The 18,352-nt window shown below is 64.9% G+C and carries 18 protein-coding genes; 6 read left to right on the top strand and 12 right to left on the bottom strand.

The features are described from left to right. Positions 1-1,209, bottom strand: coding sequence for an MFS transporter (locus ACFPN5_RS15290; protein ID WP_379784613.1), 1,209 nt, complete (start codon positions 1,207-1,209; stop codon positions 1-3). Positions 1,210-1,310: 101 nt separating this feature from the next. On the opposite strand from ACFPN5_RS15290, the gene ACFPN5_RS15285 reads away from it, so the two are divergent. Next, the gene (locus ACFPN5_RS15285; protein WP_379784612.1) at positions 1,311-2,249 is read left to right on the top strand and encodes a LysR family transcriptional regulator; all 939 of its coding nucleotides are present in this window, start codon (positions 1,311-1,313) and stop codon (positions 2,247-2,249) included. Between the two features lie 34 nt (positions 2,250-2,283). Here ACFPN5_RS15285 and ACFPN5_RS15280 read toward each other — a convergent pair whose 3' ends face one another. The 3 genes from ACFPN5_RS15280 to ACFPN5_RS15270 form a co-directional block, all read right to left on the bottom strand. After that, a complete protein-coding gene (locus tag ACFPN5_RS15280; RefSeq protein ID WP_379785724.1) occupies positions 2,284-2,568 on the bottom strand; it encodes a hypothetical protein in 285 nt (94 codons plus the stop codon). 119 nt (positions 2,569-2,687) lie between these two features. Next, a complete protein-coding gene (locus ACFPN5_RS15275; protein ID WP_379784611.1) occupies positions 2,688-3,671 on the bottom strand; it encodes a gamma-glutamyl-gamma-aminobutyrate hydrolase family protein in 984 nt (327 codons plus the stop codon). Positions 3,672-3,733: 62 nt separating this feature from the next. After that, the gene (locus ACFPN5_RS15270) at positions 3,734-4,531 is read right to left on the bottom strand and encodes a response regulator (RefSeq protein WP_379784610.1); all 798 of its coding nucleotides are present in this window, start codon (positions 4,529-4,531) and stop codon (positions 3,734-3,736) included. A gap of 300 nt (positions 4,532-4,831) precedes the next feature. Between ACFPN5_RS15270 and ACFPN5_RS15265 the strand changes: the two genes are divergently transcribed. Both ACFPN5_RS15265 and parC read left to right on the top strand, forming a co-directional pair. Next, positions 4,832-6,829, top strand: coding sequence for a DNA topoisomerase IV subunit B (locus tag ACFPN5_RS15265; protein WP_379784609.1), 1,998 nt, complete (start codon positions 4,832-4,834; stop codon positions 6,827-6,829). Between the two features lie 16 nt (positions 6,830-6,845). Beyond that, positions 6,846-9,173: a DNA topoisomerase IV subunit A gene (gene parC / locus ACFPN5_RS15260; RefSeq protein WP_379784608.1), complete on the top strand. Its 2,328-nt coding sequence runs from the start codon at positions 6,846-6,848 to the stop codon at positions 9,171-9,173. A 73-nt stretch (positions 9,174-9,246) separates the two neighbouring features. On the opposite strand, the gene ACFPN5_RS15255 is transcribed toward parC, so the two are convergent. From ACFPN5_RS15255 to ACFPN5_RS15245, 3 genes are all read right to left on the bottom strand, one after another. Then, positions 9,247-9,804 carry a hypothetical protein gene (locus ACFPN5_RS15255; RefSeq protein WP_379784607.1) on the bottom strand — a complete coding sequence of 186 codons (558 nt, stop codon included), beginning with the start codon at positions 9,802-9,804 and terminating at the stop codon, positions 9,247-9,249. Positions 9,805-9,948: 144 nt separating this feature from the next. Continuing rightward, entirely contained in the window at positions 9,949-11,364 is a 1,416-nt protein-coding gene (locus ACFPN5_RS15250) for an IgA Peptidase M64 (protein WP_379784606.1), read from the bottom strand. Positions 11,365-11,446: 82 nt separating this feature from the next. Continuing rightward, positions 11,447-11,896 (bottom strand): hypothetical protein, encoded by a 450-nt coding sequence (locus ACFPN5_RS15245; protein WP_379784605.1) that lies wholly within the window; start codon positions 11,894-11,896, stop codon positions 11,447-11,449. Positions 11,897-12,077: 181 nt separating this feature from the next. Here ACFPN5_RS15245 and ACFPN5_RS15240 point away from each other — a divergent pair, with 181 nt between their 5' ends. After that, positions 12,078-12,605 carry a hypothetical protein gene (locus ACFPN5_RS15240; RefSeq protein ID WP_379784604.1) on the top strand — a complete coding sequence of 176 codons (528 nt, stop codon included), beginning with the start codon at positions 12,078-12,080 and terminating at the stop codon, positions 12,603-12,605. A 36-nt stretch (positions 12,606-12,641) separates the two neighbouring features. Here the strand turns inward: ACFPN5_RS15240 and ACFPN5_RS15235 are convergent, their stop codons facing one another. From ACFPN5_RS15235 to ACFPN5_RS15225, 3 genes are all read right to left on the bottom strand, one after another. Beyond that, a complete protein-coding gene (locus ACFPN5_RS15235; protein WP_379784603.1) occupies positions 12,642-13,856 on the bottom strand; it encodes a cyanophycinase in 1,215 nt (404 codons plus the stop codon). Positions 13,857-13,925: 69 nt separating this feature from the next. Further along, positions 13,926-14,363, bottom strand: a complete 438-nt coding sequence (locus ACFPN5_RS15230; protein ID WP_379784602.1) for a GNAT family N-acetyltransferase — start codon at positions 14,361-14,363, stop codon at positions 13,926-13,928. Positions 14,364-14,453: 90 nt separating this feature from the next. Further along, the gene (locus ACFPN5_RS15225) at positions 14,454-15,050 is read right to left on the bottom strand and encodes a hypothetical protein (protein WP_379784601.1); all 597 of its coding nucleotides are present in this window, start codon (positions 15,048-15,050) and stop codon (positions 14,454-14,456) included. 130 nt (positions 15,051-15,180) lie between these two features. Between ACFPN5_RS15225 and argH the strand changes: the two genes are divergently transcribed. Next, positions 15,181-16,578, top strand: coding sequence for an argininosuccinate lyase (gene argH, locus ACFPN5_RS15220; protein ID WP_379784600.1), 1,398 nt, complete (start codon positions 15,181-15,183; stop codon positions 16,576-16,578). Between the two features lie 31 nt (positions 16,579-16,609). On the opposite strand, the gene ACFPN5_RS15215 is transcribed toward argH, so the two are convergent. Beyond that, complete coding sequence (locus ACFPN5_RS15215) at positions 16,610-17,038, bottom strand: hypothetical protein (protein ID WP_379784599.1); 429 nt, start codon at positions 17,036-17,038, stop codon at positions 16,610-16,612. Positions 17,039-17,253: 215 nt separating this feature from the next. On the opposite strand from ACFPN5_RS15215, the gene ACFPN5_RS15210 reads away from it, so the two are divergent. Next, positions 17,254-17,889, top strand: coding sequence for an SAM-dependent methyltransferase (locus tag ACFPN5_RS15210; RefSeq protein WP_379784598.1), 636 nt, complete (start codon positions 17,254-17,256; stop codon positions 17,887-17,889). 37 nt (positions 17,890-17,926) lie between these two features. On the opposite strand, the gene ACFPN5_RS15205 is transcribed toward ACFPN5_RS15210, so the two are convergent. Beyond that, positions 17,927-18,223: a hypothetical protein gene (locus ACFPN5_RS15205; protein WP_379784597.1), complete on the bottom strand. Its 297-nt coding sequence runs from the start codon at positions 18,221-18,223 to the stop codon at positions 17,927-17,929. Positions 18,224-18,352: the final 129 nt, after the last annotated feature.

Raw genomic sequence — 18,352 nt, 5'->3', positions numbered from 1 at the left:
TTACGCGGCATCCGGGGTGGCCGCCTGCCCGGCATACTCACCGATCCAGGCCAGCAGGCCGGTCACAGGCAGCGCCATGCCAGCCAGCAAGGCGGCATGCCAGCCCTGGCTCGCATACAGCCAGCCGCCGACCGCCGAACCAAAGGCGCCCCCGGCGAAGAACAGCGCGAAATACAGGCCGTTCAGGCGGCTGCGCACCTCGGCCCCGAGCGTGAACAGTGCGCGCTGGCCCAGCACCAGGTTGGCGGCGACGGCTGCGTCCAGCACGATGGCGGCAAGGGCCAACAGGCCCAGCGCGAGCCAGTGCGACTGCGGCGCCAGCAGTGGCAGGGCGAAGCTGAGCGCTCCCAATGCCAGCGCTGCGGCCGTGGCCTTGAGCGTATGGCCGGCGTCGGCAAGGCGGCCCGCGATGGGCGAGGCAACCGCGCCCGCCATGCCGAGCAGGGCAAACACCGCGATCCCGCCCTGCGTCAGACCGAAGGCCGGGCTGGCCAGCGCCAGCGGAACCACCGTCCAGAACAGGCTGAACGCGCCGAACAGGCCTGCGTGATAGAACGCGCGCCGGCGCAGCAGCGGGGTACCGCGCAACACGGTCCACAGCGAAGTGATCAGGGCGAGATAGCGCAGCTTCGCCTCCGGATGCCGCTGCGGCAGGCGCAGGCGCAGCACGGCTGCCAGCACGAAGACCAGGACGGCGGCGATGCCGAACACGGCCTGCCAGCCTCCGGCTTCGGCCATCAGGCTGGCGGCCGGCCGTGCCACCATGATGCCGAGCAGCAGGCCACTGACGACCTTGCCGACCGTGGCCCCGCGCGTGGCTTCGGGCGCCAGGTGGGCCGCGAAGGGCACCAGCACCTGGGCCACCACCGCGCCCAGGCCGATCGCCAGCGCGGCGAACAGGAACTGCGCGCTGGTCGATGCGGTCGCCGCCAACAGCAGGGCGGCGCCGGTCGCCAGCAGGCCGCAGACGATCAGCCGGCGGTTCTCGAACAAGTCGCCAAGCGGCACGATGAACAGCAGGCCCAGGGTATAGCCGACCTGGGTGAGTGTCACGACCAGGCCGGCGGCGGCGGGCGCCAGGCCGATGGCTGCCCCGATCGGGCCGACCAGGGGCTGAGCGTAATACAGGTTGGCAACGATGATGCCGGCCGCCGTGGCCAGCAACAGGACCAGTCCGCGCGACAGGGTGGGTTCATGGGGGGATTGCATGATGCGCTCCTTGGGATAGGTTGATTCCATTGTAAGGAAGCATCGACTAAAGATAATGAGGGCATAATGCACTTACATATTTCATTTAATGTGAACAATCCATGGACAAGCTCCGGGCCATGCACGTCTTCGTGCGCATTGTCGACGCCAACAGTTTCTCGCGCGCGGCCGAGACACTGGACCTGCCGCGCGCCGCGCTCAGCGCCACCATCAAAAAACTGGAAACCTACCTCGGCGCCCAGCTCCTCCAGCGCACCACGCGCACGCTGTCGCTGACACCCGAAGGCGAACGCTACTACAACGAATGCGCCACGATCCTGGAAGCCGTGGAGGCTGCCGAAGCCCCTTTCCTCGGACAATCGGCGGCGCAACTGCAGGGACGCCTGCGGGTTGGCCTGCCCGGTTCACTGGGGCGGAAGATCGTGCTGCCGCACATTCACAGCTTCCGGGAGCGCTATCCGGACCTCGACCTGATCATCAGCCTGACCGACCGCCTGGTCGATTTGACCCAGGAAGGCATTGATTGCACAGTGCGGGTAGGGACACTGCCGGATTCGAGTTTCATCGCCCGCCGACTGGGGACGATGCGTTTCCTGCTGGCGGCTGCACCGGGATACGTGGCGCGGCGCGGTATGCCGGCCCATGTCGGCGACCTGGCGTCCCACGAAGGGATCATGCATTTCTCGGGTCGCACAGGGCGTGCCTTCGATTGGGAACTGGAGACCGCCGAGGGGGTGGTCAAAGTGGCGGTCGGCGGCGGCCTGGCGGTGAACGACGCGGACGCCAACCTGGGCTGCGCGCTGCAGGGCCTGGGCCTGGCGCAACTGGCGCGCTACCAGGCGCGCCCTTACCTGGCCAGCGGCGAACTGGTCGAGGTGCTGCCCGGCGTCACGCCGACCGCCATGCCGGTGTCGCTCCTGTATGCGCGTGGGCGCATGGCCAGTCCGCGGCTGCAGGCGTTTGCGCAGTGGTTGGGCGAGGTCTTCTCCAGGGAACCGGATGTGGGACCGGACCCAGACGGCATTGAACAGCGTTCATAGCGTCTTGTTGGGACCGCGGCTGCGAACCCATTTCCTAGGCCAGGCGCGTTCCCAGCCTGTTCCCCATCATCCGCTCGATGAAACTGGGTTTGGCAGGCGGTGGCATGCCATCGTCCACCAGTCCCGCCCATTTCTCGCACAACTGCTCGCAGGTAGCACGCAGCACCGGATCGAGATCGGGCAGGCGCGCCAGTGCGCACAGGTGGCGCTCGATGACGGACGCCAGGCGCACGCAGGGACGGTCGTTGCCGTCGCGCGCCGTGTAGTGCGACATCAGGTGCAGCACGGACGCGAGCATGACGGCATCCCGCTGAGGCATGCCCGGCGCGGGCGGCAGTGGTTCATTTGCGAACTGGTCTTTCATGGCGATCCCCTTCATATAAATGAGAATGATTCTCATTCATTATGCTGAAGGGGCGGATGGGATGCAAGGAGAAACTACAATCGTGTTTCGCGTGCCGCCCGCAAGAATTCGTCCAGCACCGGCGTGCAATCGAGCAGGTCCGTCCCGCCCGCCCTGTGGAATTCCGGATGCCACTGCAGCCCCATCACGAAATCGGCCGGCTCGTAGCGGATCGCTTCCACAATTCCGTCCGGATACGAGACTGCCTCAATGCGCACCCCTCGTCCCAGTTCCTTGACCGCCTGGTGGTGGATCGAATTGACGATCGGCCGCGCCACATGCGGGAACATGTGGCCCAGGGAGGAACCCGGGGGGAACTCGATTGCGTGGCGGTGCGCGTCGTAGTCGGTGTGCACGTGCGCCAGCGCCTCGGGCCTGTTGGTCGCCACGTCCTGGTACAGCGTGCCGCCAAAGGCGACATTGATCAGCTGGCAGCCGCGGCACACCCCCAGCACCGGCTTTCCGGCCTCGACGAATTCGTGCAGGAGCTCGAGCTCGTACAGGTCGCGCGCGCGGTCGCCGCTCCATTCGGGACGGGTGGGCGATTCGGAATAGGTTTGCGGCGACACGTCGGCCCCGCCCTGCAGCACCAGCCCGTCGAGGTGGCGCGCATAGTGGCGCAGCGTGATGTTGCTCGGGTGGAGCAGGCCGTTCGTGTTCACCGTGGGGATCATGAAGACCAGCACGTCGCGCGACATCACCCACTGCGCGATCGACTCTTCCAGATACTGCAGGTTCTTGCTGCGCAGGCCAGTGGAGCCGGGTTCGGGATGGAAGATACGGGCCGAGACGCCGATGCGCAGGGTACGGCGCATGAAGTCCCGGCTGAAGCGGTCGCGCAGGGCTCGCCAGCGCGAGGACAGGACGCGGCCGACCAGCGAGAGCCGGGTGTCGCCGGGACGGCTGTAGCGTGCCGGTCCGTCCGAGCGGCGGTCGGGCACGCGCTGCGGCGCATCGGCGCGCGGCTCCAGCGGCGGGCCAAGCGCTTCGCCGCGCTGCGGTTGGGGATCGTCTGCCATGGCCTTAAATATAGCCCTGCCATTTTCGCGCACGATTCGAAGTTGTAACAAATTCCGAATGTTCAAGCCAGGCGCTGCAGCATTGCCACCAGACTGCGATCCCCCACCGGCTTGTCGAGCAGCCCCCGCACGCGGGCATCGCGCGCGCGCTCGCTGTCGTACGGGAAGCCCTTTCCGACCAGGAGCACGACGGCGGTACGCCCCGCCCCTTCCTGCGACTTGATGGCGAAACTCAGGGCATAGGGGTCGATATTCGGCGCCGCGGTATTGATCATGGCTAGCGATACCGGCATCTCGTCGCACAGGCGCACGGCGGTCGGCGCGCTGTCGGTCCAGGCAATCGCCAGCGGGCGTTCAAAGGCGAGGCGCGCCAGGTGGTCGCGCAGGGCGCCGCCCTTGTCGACGATGAGCACCTTGCCGGGGCGTGGCGGCTGGCGCCGCAGCGCGCAGCCGTCGATGGCCGGCCCGAGGCGGGGCTGGCGCCGGCGTTCGGCCAGCAGCGGCTCGCCGCGCGCGGAGAGGAGCGCCAGCGCGCGCCGCCGTTCGGCCAGCAGCCGGGCCATGGCCTCGTGCAGGACGGAGGGCTCGACCGGCGGCTCGACGTGGACATGGCCGTCGCCGTCGCTGCCGCCTACCAGCAGCGCCGGCGGCGCACAGCGCATGCCATCCAGCTGCGCCAGGGCGGCGGGACTGGTGCCGTCGGCCAGGACAATGTCGGGCTCCTGTAGACTGTCATCGTGCAGGGGGGAATACAGTGGCCCGGAACGCGGCGCGTCTGCCAGCAGCGCGGCCATGCGCTCGCCCTCGCCGGGCGAGAAGCCCAGCAAGCGGACGGCGGTTGGAATTTTCTGTGCATGCATAAGAATTCACCCGGTTCGTGCCACACAATAGCCTTGACCTGTTGCACGTCGCGTCATGGCGCGACGCCGAACCTTGCGATAATAACTGTATGCATGTACAGTACTGCCTAAGCCCGCGCCCTCGCTCGACGGTTTTCCAGGGCTGCCTGGTGTGGCAACCGCGTTAGCAAGCGTGGTAGCAACCGTGCGTACCAATCTAGTCACGTTTGTGCGTGTTGACAAGCACAATCCAACACGCCATTCCTGCATTTTCCTCACGACAAGATAGAATGCGCAGGCATTCGATAAAACCTGATCAGCATGGCAACCAAGAAACCCGCACCCGACTACAGCGAATCATCCATCCGTGTCCTGAAGGGACTCGAACCCGTGAAGCAGCGTCCGGGCATGTACACCCGGACTGAAAACCCGCTGCACATCATCCAGGAAGTGATCGACAACGCCTCCGACGAGGCGCTCGGCGGTTACTGCAAGAACATCGGCGTGTCGCTCAATGCCGACGGCTCCGTGACCGTCGAGGACGATGGCCGCGGCATCCCGGTCGGCATCCACCCGGAAGAAGGCGTCTCCACGGTCGAGATCGTGTTCACGCGCCTGCACGCCGGCGGCAAGTTCGACAAGGGCTCGGGCGGGGCCTATGCCTTCTCGGGCGGCCTGCACGGCGTCGGCGTGTCCGTCACCAACGCGCTCTCGAAGCGCCTGGAGATCACGGTCTTTCGCCGCGACGACGAAGGCAACGGCGTCCACCGCCTGACCTTCGCCGACGGCGACGTGATCGAGCCCCTCACCTCCGCGCCCTTCGAGCGCGGCGGCAAGAAGAACGGCACCCGCGTCACCGCCTGGCCGGACGGTAAATATTTCGATTCGCCGAACATCCCGATGGGCGACCTCCAGCGCCTGCTGCGTTCGAAAGCCGTGCTGCTGCCGGGCGTGACGGTCACCCTCACCATCGAGAAGACCGGCGACGTCCAGACCTGGCGCTACGACGAAGGCCTGCGCGGCTACCTGATGGAAGCCATGAACCAGAGCTCGAGCGGCCAGACCGTGATCCCGCTGTTCGAGGGCGCGGCCTATGCGGCCCCTGGCGACGAAAGCTTTGCCGAAGGCGAAGGCGCGGCCTGGGTCGTGGCCTGGAACGAGGAAGGCGGCGTCGTGCGCGAGTCCTACGTGAACCTGATCCCGACGCCAAGCGGCGGCTCGCACGAGTCCGGCCTGCGCGACGGCCTGTTCGGCGCCGTGAAAGGCTTCGTGGAGCTGCACGGCCTGCTGCCGAAGGGCGTGAAACTGCTGCCGGAAGACGTGTTCGCGCGGGTGTCGTTCGTGCTCTCGGCGAAGGTGCTGGACCCGCAGTTCCAGGGCCAGACCAAGGAACGCCTGAATTCGCGCGACGCGGTCAAGCTGGTGTCGACGTTTACGAAACCGCCGCTCGAGCTGTGGCTGAACCAGCACGTCGAATACGGCAAGAAGCTGGCCGACCTCGTCATCAAGCAGGCACAGTCGCGCATGCGTTCGCTGCAAAAGGTCGAGAAGAAGAAGTCCTCGGGCGTGGCCGTGTTGCCAGGCAAGCTGACCGACTGCGAATCGACCGACCTGACCCGTAACGAACTGTTCCTGGTCGAGGGCGACTCCGCGGGCGGTTCCGCAAAAATGGGCCGCGACAAGGAATACCAGGCGATCCTGCCGCTGCGCGGCAAGGTCCTGAATACCTGGGAAACCGACCGCGACCGCCTGTTCGCGAACAACGAGATCCACGACATTTCGGTGGCGATCGGGGTCGACCCGCACTCGCACGGCGATTCGCCGGACCTATCGAATCTGCGCTACGGCAAAATCTGCATCCTGTCGGACGCGGACGTCGACGGCTCGCACATCCAGGTGCTGCTGCTCACCTTGTTCTTCAAGCACTTCCCGGCCCTGTTCAGGCACGGCCACATCTGCGTGGCGCGCCCGCCGCTGTACCGCGTCGACGTGCCGCCGCGCGGCAAGAAGCCGCTGCAAAAGCTGTACGCGCTGGACGACGGCGAACTGCTGGCGATCGAGGACAAGCTGAAAAAAGATGGCCTCAAGGAAGGCAGCTGGAACATCTCGCGCTTCAAGGGCCTGGGCGAGATGAACGCCGAGCAGCTCTGGGAAACCACGATGAACCCGGACACGCGCCGCCTGCTGCCGGTGGCGCTGGGCGGTTTCGATCACGGCGAATCGAGCGCGCGCTTCAATATGTTGATGGGCAAAGGCGAAGCCGCCGCCCGCCGCGCGTGGATCGAGGAACACGGGAACGAGACGGAAGCGGATATTTGATCGAACACACTGAATTATGACTACCCAAGCAAACCTCTTCGAACAAGCTGCCGAGCCGGCCGACGACCTTGAAACGCTGACCCTGTCGACCTTCGCCGAGCGCGCCTATCTCGACTACGCCGTCTCGGTGGTCAAGGGCCGCGCCCTGCCGGATGTGGCCGACGGCCAGAAGCCGGTGCAGCGCCGCATCCTGTACGCGATGAACGAGCTGGGCCTCGGCCCGACCGCCAAGCCGCGCAAATCGGCGGCCGTGGTCGGCGACGTGCTCGGTAAACTGCACCCGCACGGCGACCAGTCGGTGTACGACGCGCTGGTGCGCATGGCGCAGGACTTTTCCCTGCGCTACCCGCTGATCGACGGCCAGGGCAACTTCGGCTCGCGCGACGGCGACGGCGCCGCGGCGATGCGTTACACGGAAGCGCGCCTGACCCCGATTTCGCGCCTGCTGCTCGACGAAATCGACATGGGCACGGTCGACTTCCAGCCGAACTACGACGGCTCGACCAACGAGCCGCGCACGCTGCCGGCGCGCCTGCCGATGGTGCTGCTCAATGGCGCTTCCGGCATTGCCGTGGGTATGGCGACCGAGATCCCGTCGCACAACCTGCGCGAAGTGGCCGAGGCCGCGGTCGCCATGATCCGCAATCCGAAGATCTCGAACGCCGAGCTGATGACGCTGATGCCAGGCCCGGACTTCCCGGGCGGCGGCCAGATCATCACCCCGGCCTCGCAGATCGCCGACATGTACGCCAGCGGCCGCGGTTCGCTGAAGGTACGTGCGCGCTGGAAGATCGAGGAACTGGCCCGCGGCCAGTGGCAGGCGGTGGTCACCGAACTGCCACCGGGCACCTCCGCCGCGCGCGTGCAGCAGGAAATCGAAGAGATCACCAACCCGAAGGTCAAGCTGGGCAAGAAGACGCTGACGCCGGAACAGATCGCGCTCAAGCAAACCATCCTGAACTCGCTCGACACGATGCGCGACGAGTCCGGCCGCGAAGCGGCGGTACGCCTGGTGTTCGAGCCAAAATCGAAGAACCAGGACCAGAACGAGTTCATGCTGCTGCTGCTGGCGCATACCTCGTTGGAGACCTCCAGCCCGATCAACCTGGTGATGATCGGCGGCGATGGCCGTCCGCGCCAGAAGGGCCTGAACGACATCATCCAGGAGTGGATCGACTACCGCTTCGTGACGGTCAAGCGCCGTACCGAATTCAAGCTGGGCAAGGTCAACGACCGCATCCACATCCTGGAAGGTCGTGAGATCGTCCTGCTGAACATCGACAAGGTGATCGCGATCATTCGTAATTCGGATGAGCCGAAGGCGGCGCTGATGGACGAGTTCCGCCTGTCCGACCGCCAGGCCGAGGACATCCTGGAAATCCGCCTGCGCCAGCTGGCGCGCCTGGAAGCGATCAAGATCGAGCAGGAGCTGGCGCAGCTGCGCGGCGAGAAGGACAAGCTGGAAGACATCCTGGCCAACCCGTCGACCATGAAGCGCACGATCATCCGCGAGATCGAAGCGGACGCCAAGCAGTTCGGCGACGACCGCCGCACCATCATCGAAGAAGCGCAAAAGGCCGTGGCCGAGCAGAAGATCATCGACGAACCGGTGACGGTGATTATTTCCGAAAAAGGCTGGGTGCGCGCGCGCACCGGCATCGGGCACGACCAGGCCCAGTTCACCTTCAAGCCGGGCGACTCGCTGCTTGCCGCCTTCGAATGCCGCACCGTCGATGCACTGGTCGGTATCGGCGACAACGGCAAGACCTATTCGGTGCCGGTGGCTGCCCTGCCCGGCGCGCGCGGCGACGGCGTGCCGATCACGACCCTGGTCGACCTGTCGGGCGGCGTGCGCATATTGCACTACTTCGCCGGCAATGCCGACACCCGCCTGCTGCTGGCCGCCTCGAACGGCTTCGGCTTCATCTCGAAGGCGGGCGACATGGTCAGCCGCCTGAAGGGCGGCAAGTCCTTCATCACGCTGGACGCCGGTGCGGTGCCGCTGGCGCCGCGCGTGGTGCAGGACCAGGCCGGCGCGGTGGCCTGCCTGTCGAGCAGTGGCAAGGTGCTGGTGTTCGGCATCGACGAGATGAAGGTGCTGACCAACGGCGGGCGCGGCGTGACGCTAATCGACCTCGACCCGAAGGAAACGCTGCTGGCAGCGCAGCCGATCAGCCAGAAAGGCGTCAACGTGATCGGCACTTGGGCCGGCTCCAAGCCGCGCGTGGTCGAGCTGTTCGCCTCCGGCCTGGAACCGCACTTCGGCAAGCGCGCGCGCAAGGGCAAGCCGCTGTCGGCCAAGCTCAAGGCGACCGACCTGGCGATGCGCTCCACCGGCGAGTAATTGCCGTCACGCCTCTGCAACACCAAAAAAAATGCCGGCTCATGCCGGCATTTTTCATTTACATCCAACCCAATCAGTTCTTGGCTGCGGCCTTGTGCACGTCGGCCATCGCCTCGGCGCGCGCCTGCTCGGCCTTGGCCGATGCGGTCGCCTTGTCGGCGGCGGCGTCAACCTGCACTTTCAAGGACTTTTCGTCGGCCTTGATCATCGCTTTCTCGGCCTTCAGGTTCGCTTCCGATACCTTTTCCTCGGCACGGGCGATCACCGTGGCGCGGTCTTCCGGATCGGCACGGGTGATATTCTCGGCCGCTTCCGCATGCACCTTCACAGCCTTGGCGTGCGCCTTGGCTTTCTTTTCCTGGGCGTCGGCGACGGCCTTGGTGGCTTTCTCGTCGGCCTTGGCAACAGCCTTCATTTCCTTCGCTTCGGCCTTGGCGACATCGGTCTCGGCACGGGCTTCGGCCTTCACGATGGCTTTGGTGGTGCGGGCGGTGGGGTTCGTGTTCGTGGTCGTGGTGTTCGCGACGGCGGCGTTCGGCGTCGTGGTGGTCGTGGTCGTGGTGACGGCGGTCTGTGCGTAAGCGCTGGTGGCCAGGAAACCGGCGATCAGGGTGGCAAGCAGTTTGTTCATGTTGTGTCCTTTCGATGCTATGGTGGGTCGCGGGTCTCTTGCCCGCGCTTTTAACTTTTTGCTAAGTTAACCCCAGAATAGGCGCTGTCGAAAGCCGGGTCTGTTCGCCACCACACAGTTGCTTTTTGCGTCAGATCAGGAGGATCAAGGCCTCGCCTTCCCCGCGTACAGGTCAATGATGTCCGTAATGCCGTCCTGGCACACCGGGCAGAACGCGTCGCTGCGGTCGAACATCAGGCACTGCATGGCCGGGCGGTAGTAGCCGCTCGCTTCGTAGTTCGCGCCCTCGAAGGCGCCGATCGCGTGGCGGTGCGGCTGCTTCGCGAACAAGGCCTTGGTACGGGCCAGGTCTTCGCGGAACAGCGCATTCATCTCGCTCTCGGGACGGTTCGCTGCCCGCAGCGCGGCGCGACGTTTTTGATAGGCGCGCGAATCTTCCTCGTACTTCGCCTTTGGCCAGGGCGTCGGCAACGGCGTGCCCGCCTTGACGTGCTGCTTCCATTTCAGCCTGGCCGGATCGCGCAGGGCGGTCACGTTCGGCTCCCATGGCTCCATGCGCGTGCTGGTGGACGCGTAGGCCACGGGCGAGGTGTAGTACTCGTCCGCCAGGCCGGCGAAATGGTGGCCGAACTCGTGCACGAACAGGTAATCGGCCCATTCGTTGCCGGCCGCCGCCGTGCTGAACTGGCCGAAGATGCCGCCGCCGCCATAGGTCTCGTTGCTGACCAGAATTTCGATGAATTCGTAGGGCGCGTGCTGGGCGATGTCGCGCAGCGCGCGATTGTCGAGCGTGAGCACGTAGCGCTCGCTGCCGAAGATGTCGTAGCGCGTGCCCAGCGGGGACGCCTTGTGCACCCCGGTCGAGGGACGCGAGACGCCCGACTCCTGGGTCGGCACGGCCAGCGCCCAGACGTTGAAATCGTTCGCGCGCTCCCTGAACGGCGATACCGTAAAGAGGTGCTTCGACAGGCGGCGCGCATCCGCCTCGAATTTCGCCATGTCCGCCTGCGTGTAGCCGTCGCCCATGATCAGGAGGTCGACCTTCTGCGGCGACGGTCCGCTGACGTGCACCGGGATCGGCTTCGCGGGCGCCGGCGGCAGCTTTTTCACCACCTCGGGCGCATCGGTATCGACTTCCACGCTCCAGGCCACCGAGAAGTCGTTACGCTCGTCGCGTTTCAGGATGCGCACCCGCACCGGACGGTCGGGCTTGGGAAAGCGGACCGACTCCTGGAAGGATCGGCTCATCTTGCCCGCTTCTTCCGTCGTGCGCCACTCGCCGAAGATGGTCGAGAAGCCGCGCGAATACAGCAGGTCGCCCGTCTTCGCATCCACCACCTCGACCCGGTTCTGGCCGCGGTTGGTGTTGTCCAGGCTGCGCGTCGTGTCGCCGGCCCAGGGCAGCGGCTCGATCAGTACCTGTTCCAGGGCATAGGTGTCGGATAAAGCGTTGCCGCTGTGGGTATAGTCGACGCGGACGGTGGCGGGTTGGGCGGCCCCGGCAATGCCGGCGCAGAGCGCCAGCCCGGGGACCAGCAGTCGAATCAGACGGGCAAACATGGAATTCCTTCGCGGTGAATATCGCACATTGTAATGCTGACAAGGGCGCTCGAATACCTCGGCATGCGCCTGGCCAATAGCCTCAATTCAGCCACATAAGCTGCGCAAAGACGCCTGCGGCGAATACGAGCTTGAGTGCAAAATAAGTGGCGATGCCCATCCCCACTGCGGTCCAGCGCGACCGGAAAAGGCCGCCTTCGTTCCGATACCGGGCATGTGTGCGCGCAAGAAGATGCCGGGCTACCATCCACCAGAGGATGACCTGCAGAAGATGAGGAAGCAACTGCGAAATCACATCTGGCGGAACGCTGAAAATCAAATAAAACCAGAGCGCAATCAACGGCCCAAACCAGGCAGCGCAGGCACGAAGCCGATCGGATAAACCAAGGGTTTTCAGGTCACAACAGGTCAAATACGCTATCGCCAGCGGCCCGCCAAACAGGCCCGCGAGCGCAAGTCCGCCGGTACTGAAAATCCGGGGCGCAACGTCGCGGGCATCTGTGGCGGACGGGCTGCCTTCGTGAACTTGCATGATTTCCCTTGTGCATGAGTTCCGCTCATTGTAGTGTCGAAACAATCATAAAAGCCGGGTCGGAATGTCGATGAATCGAATATTGAGTGCAGTGGTGCTAACGTTGATCAGTGTATTTCCCGCATGTGCGGGCGCGTCACCGGAAATTCGTTTCTGGCAGTGGTTCTAGGCGAACCAGGAAATGCTGTACGAGTTCGAACGGGATCAAGAGCGGATCTTCGATAGCTTGGCCGCACAATTGCACAAAGTAGACAAGGACTTGACCTTCGAGTTTGGTCCTAAACAGGACGGCAAGCGCGAGTTCGTCATTAGCGCGGGTGGAATACGTGAGGCGTTCCCCAAGGTGGAAGCGCTGCACGCTGCGGCGCCGGCTTTGCCGAACTGGACCATCGTAAAGTTCCGGCCGAGGCGTGCACCGTTCGACATTCGCGTCGGGGAGAAGGGTGTCAATGCGGCCGACGTCCATGTCGTGCTGCACGCGCAGGGTGAAAAAGTCGGGCTGACTGTGTCGATACCGGGTTACAAGGCGAGCGAGCACACTCCCTATGCCACGATCGGGTATCTCTTCCTCGACCAGACCCTTGGCGAGTTCGACGTAGAGACGCGTGTCGGCGCAATCCAGTTCCAGGCGCCATCGGGCTCCGATACCATGGCCGTGTCCTTGCACGAATTACCTGCTGCCTTCGATGCCTACTTTGCACGCCGATAAGCACGCCAGCGGCCCGCCCGTTCGCGCTGCCCATGGCTACTTGTACTGATACAGCGGCCTCCTCACCACGATCGGCCGGATATCGAGCCGCACGTTGTAGACCGAATACGCCTCGGTCGCGGCCGACATGTAGCCCACGCTCTCGCCCGTGCGCGAGAAGCGGAATTCGAAGCCGAGGTCGGGCTGCACGCCGTGCGGGCTGTCGAGGGTGAGGCCGATGGCGTCGACCTGGTCGCTGTCGATCAGCTTGCCCATCAGGTCGACCACGGTGCTGTTGCCGAGAATGTCGGCCGAGAACAGCGGCTCGCGGTAGTAGGGACGGGCCGGGTCGAGGCGGCCGTCGGCCTTGTCCGGCGCGGGGGTAAACGTGTGGCTGGCGATGTTGAAGCGGTCGCCGTTGTCGAGGTAGCTCAGCTTGACGTTGCTGACGTTGAAGGCGCCCTGCTGGGCCCGGGCGCTGGACAGGTCGACCACCAGCGCGCCCTTGTAGCCGACCACCTCCACGTCGCGATTCGGACCGACGATCATCGCCGTGTTCTCATCGATGCCCAGCCCCAGCTTGTAGCCCTTTTGCAGCATGGCCGGCAGCATGCGCGCAAAGCGCCCGCGCACCAGCAGGTGCTGGTCGACGAAGACGTCGTTGCCGATGAAGCCGAGGCCGGGCGTGATTTCCTGGCCGTCGGTGAGGCCGAGTTTCAGCGTGGCCAGGATCGGCTTCGGGTTGCCGAACATGGTGCTGCTCATGATGGCAGCGCCCGCACTGCTGCCGGCAATCACGCCGCCGCGCCGGTACAGGTCCCACAGGGCATCGAGCACCAGGGTGTTGCTGCCGTCCGGGCGGCGCAGCGCGCGCGTGATGCGGGCCTGGTCGCCGCCGGCGAAGTAGGCGCCGCCAGCGTTGCGTACGGCGGCGGCAAGTTCGGGATTGTCGGCGGCGGCCTGGTAGTCGGTGCCGGTCAGGCGCACTGCGACCGGCACAAAAAATCCCTGCGCGCCATATTTTCCGAGCCGCTCGACGAGGGCGCTGCCGGCTTTTTCAGGATTGGCCGAGGCCGAGGCGAATACCGCGATACGGGCGCCCTGCCCGCCCGCGAGCTGCACGATGCGCTCCCACACGGCGGCATTGTCGGGACGCAGCGCACCGCCGATGATGACGAGCGACCCCTTCGAGGCCGGCAGCTCGGCGGCCTGCGCGGAAAAAATGGTCAGCAAGGAAACAACAAGTGCGACAGCACCAGCGATCGGCCACATACGACCTCCTTCACGATCACAGCCAATCCACAGCGTGATTCGGGAGGTCGGGCGGCATGTTGAGCTGAGTCAGGAGAGATAAATGTTCGGAAAGTAACGCTCCATCAGCGTTTCCGGATTGCGCGGCGCGGTGAAACCGAAGCGTTCATACAACCCTTGCGCGTCGTTAGTCGCGAGCGTGAAGCGGCGCAGGCGCTGCAGGCTGGGATGGCGCAGCACGGCGGCCACGAGTTGCTTGCCGTAGCCGTGCCCGCGGTATTCCGGCAGCACGAACACGTCGACCATATTGGCAAACGTGGCGAAATCGGTGATCACCCGGGCAAAGGCGATCTGGCGCCCGTCCAGGTAGCCGCCGAAGCAGAGTGAATTTTCGATGGCCCGTTCGACCAGCGGCTGCGAGATTCCCACCGCCCAGCTCGACTGCTCGCTGAGGAAGCGGTAAATCATGGGAATGTCGAGCCGTTCCTGATCGGTGCTGACCTGGAAACTGGAGTCGTTGGTAGTCATTGCCGTCTTATCTGAGGATCAATCTGGCGAAAAAACCAATTCTAGTCCCGTTTGCACTTTCGATAAGATTCAATTGGACTGGGTGGCAAACTAGCGGGGCGCCGCTCCCTGGCGGCCCTGCAGATAGCGTTCTGGCAGCACCAGCCCATTGTCTTCCGCGCGCCAGACGAGGTTGGCGATCCACCAGCGCTTGCCGTCGTGCGCGAGCTGGATGCTGTTAATGCCGCGCAAGAAGGGCTTGGCATCGTTGGGCGAACGCAGCAGTTCATAGGTGCTGAACACGTGCACCAGCTGGCCGAAGGACTCTGTGGTGCGCGCGACTTCGCGCTCGTAGAAGCCGCTGGTGTTGAAGGCGCTCATGTTGCGGCCGATGTAGTCCTCGACCGTCATCGCGCGCAGGCCGAAGCCGCCTTCCGGGCGCGCCGCGATCACCATCAGTTTCGCGTCGGGCGCGAACAGGGCGCGCATCCGGTTCCAGTTACGCGGCGCCCCGGCGGGGCCGGAAATCACGTCGTACAGGGCGGCAACGATGGAGTCGACCGAGGCGCCGTCGGCTTCCCTGGCCGCCGCCGGCTGGGCCGGGGCGAGTTGTACCGGCGGCGCCGGCTGCGCCAGCGCAGTGCCGCTCCCCCCGCCCGCGCCAAGTGCGATTGCAGCGGCAAAGCCGAGCCTCGTCCATCGTTTCATCGTGTTCTCCCAGGTTGCATATGTTGACATTCGAATAATGGGCCATTTTGCCTTCTTTGTCATCCCGCAGCCACCTCGGCGACCCTGCAAGTTAGCGGTTTATAATCTGGTAAATCAACCGGAACCCACCATGACCGAACAATTCTCCAAAAAAGCCGAAGCCTGGTCGGCGCGCTTCTCCGAACCTGTGTCGGACCTCGTAAAACGCTATACCGCCTCCGTCTTCTTCGACAAGCGCCTGGCCATGTTCGACATCGAAGGGTCGCTCGCCCATGCCGAGATGCTGGCCGCGCAAGGCATCATCAGCACGCAGGACCGCGCCGAGATCGAGCGCGGCATGGCGCAGATCCGCAGCGAGATCGAGGCCGGCAGCTTCGAGTGGCTGCTCGACCTCGAAGACGTGCACCTGAATATCGAAAAACGCCTGACCGAACTGGTGGGCGACGCCGGAAAACGCCTGCACACGGGGCGCTCGCGCAACGACCAGGTGGCGACCGACATCCGCCTGTACGTGCGCGCGGCGATCGACGATGTCGTGGCATTGCTGGGCAATTTGCGCACCGCGCTGACGGACCTGGCGGAGCGCCACTTCGACACCATCATGCCGGGCTTTACGCACCTGCAGGTGGCGCAGCCGATTACCTTCGGCCACCACATGCTCGCCTACGTGGAGATGTTCGGCCGCGATGCCGAGCGCATGCTCGACGCGCGCCGCCGCGTGAACCGCCTGCCGCTGGGCGCCGCGGCGCTGGCCGGCACCACCTTCCCGATCGACCGCCTGCGCGTGGCGAAAACCCTCGGCTTCGAGGACGTCTGCCACAACTCGCTCGACGCCGTCTCGGACCGCGATTTCGCGATTGAATTCACGGCGGCGGCGTCCCTCATCATGATGCACGTGTCGCGCATGTCGGAAGAACTGGTCATGTGGATGAGCCCGCGCGTCGGCTTCATCGACATTGCCGACCGTTTCTGCACCGGCTCGTCGATCATGCCGCAAAAGAAAAACCCGGACGTGCCGGAACTGGCGCGCGGCAAGACCGGCCGCGTCTACGGGCATCTGACTGCCCTCCTGACCCTGATGAAAGGCCAGCCGCTGGCCTACAACAAGGACAACCAGGAAGACAAGGAACCGCTGTTCGACACCGTCGACACCGTGCTGGACACGCTGCGCATCTTCACCGACATGGCCGGCGGCATCACCGTCAAGGCGGACAACATGCGCGCCGCCGCCCTGCAGGGCTATGCCACCGCCACCGACCTGGCCGACTACCTGGTGAAAAAGGGCCTGCCTTTCCGCGACGCGCACGAAGCCGTGGCACACGCAGTGCGTGCCTGTGACGACGCACAATGCGACCTGTCGGAGATGTCGCTCGAGCGCCTGCGCACATTCTCGCCGCTGATCGAGGACGACGTGTTCGCCGTGCTGACGCTGGAAGGCTCGGTGGCCGCGCGCGACCATGTCGGCGGCACCGCGCCGAACCAGGTGCGCAAGGCTATCGAACGCGTGCGCGGGCAGCTCGCAGGCTGAGGAGACTGCCCGGGCGCGCCTGCCGCCGCGCTCAGCGGCGGCAGGCCAGGCGTAGCGTTTCGTGCTCGCGCGCGACCACCCGTAGCGGCGCGTCGTCGCCGCAACGATAGACGACGGTCAGGCGCTTCTCTTCGTTATAGGCTGGGTCACCGCACAGGTGATTGCCGGCCAGCACGGCACCGTTGCGTTCGACTTCACGGCGCACCGCCTGGCGCGCGTCGCACATCCCACGCCGCGCGCCGTACTGGGCCTCTTCGACGCGCACCCGGCCCCAACCCTGGCCGCGGCCACGGTCGCCGCGGTCGCCACCACCGGCACGCAGGCCGGCGGCATAACCGTCCTCGTAACCACGGCGATATTCCGCACTCTGGGCAAACGCCGACGTGGACACACTGGCGGACGCGGCGGCCAGGGCCAGGACGGCGGCCACGCGCATGAGGTGTTGGTTAGCAAGTCGCATTATTTTCTCCCGATGGGGTTGGATGGGGTGCAGCTATCGTGCGGCCTCGGCCGGCGCTGCACGCATGTCCAGAGTGTGTACCGAAAGACAGCAAAAGCGGATGATGACACTGTAAAAAGAGTGTCAATCTGTAAGCAGCAGCCGTACGCCGCCCTGCCTGGCCGCGCCATCGGTGGCTTGCTGTATCATCCCGCTCCTGAAAACGAAAGCCGCACATGCTCATCATCACCATCAAACAGGGTAAGGAAAAAGGCCTGCTGGCCGGCGACCCGTGGATTTACGTCTCCGCCATCGACAAGGTCGACGGCAAGCCGCAAGAGCGCAGCAAACCGGGCGCCACGGCCATCGTGCAATCCTCCAGCCGCCAGTTCCTGGCCCGCGCCGCCTACAACGCAAAGTCGCAGATCGCCGCCCGCGTCTGGACCTTGCGCGAGGACGAACCGATCGACCACGCCATGATGAAGCGCCGGGTGCAGGCGGCCGTGGCGCGCCGCGCCGATGCCTGGCGCACCGCCGATCCACAGGCGCTGTTCCAGCTGATCGATGGCGAAAAGGATGGCTTGCCGGGCCTGCTGGTGCACAGCTATGGCGGGGGCGACGGCTACCTGGTGTGCCAGTTCAATGCCGGCGGCGTCGAGATGTGGAAGGTGCCGATCGTGCAGGCCTTGCTGGCTGCCACCGGCTGCCGCAACGTCTACGAACGCTGCGATCAGCTGCTGCGCCAGGGCGAAGGACTGCACGTGCTGTCGCGTGCGCTGGTTGGCGACGAACCGCCGCAGAAGTTGATGGTGCGCGAGGGCAAACGGCTGGCGCCGATGGATATCCGGACTGGGTTTACTTACCCGCGCTGAGGGGGAGGCGCGCTGGGTTAACAGTACCGTTGCTCGATCACACGGGCGGTGCAGGATTTCGTGCGCGCAATTCATCGAAGGTCACGACGTCCCCGTCCTCCGTCGTAAAGCGCAGGTTCTCGACCGGCACGCCGACGCGCTGGCTGGCATAGATGACTTTACCCGTCCCCTTGTAGTACTCGTTCTTCGCGGGTTCAATCACCAGAATGAGGTTCGGATCACGCTGCAGAGCCAACCGGAGTGCGTCGGCAAGCTCGTCCTGCTCAACGAGCTTGCGTCCATCAAGCAAAATGGTCTCGTCGTCCAGAATCACTGCCTTTAATTGATTGTCCATAAACTCTTAATTTGAAGTGAAACATAGCGCGCTCATGCCGAATGCAGACCTGGCTTCGCAGTACGCTTCCGGCCCCAACCGTGCCCTACTGAAGCAGGAGCGACGACCGCTTCTGGTGGATAGGGGCGG

It is taken from the genome of Massilia niabensis, from assembly GCF_042655085.1.
GTDB lineage: Bacteria > Pseudomonadota > Gammaproteobacteria > Burkholderiales > Burkholderiaceae_D > Telluria > Telluria niabensis.
The sequence above is the reverse complement of the archived record's forward strand: the minus strand, read 5'-3'. Positions and strand labels throughout refer to the sequence as shown.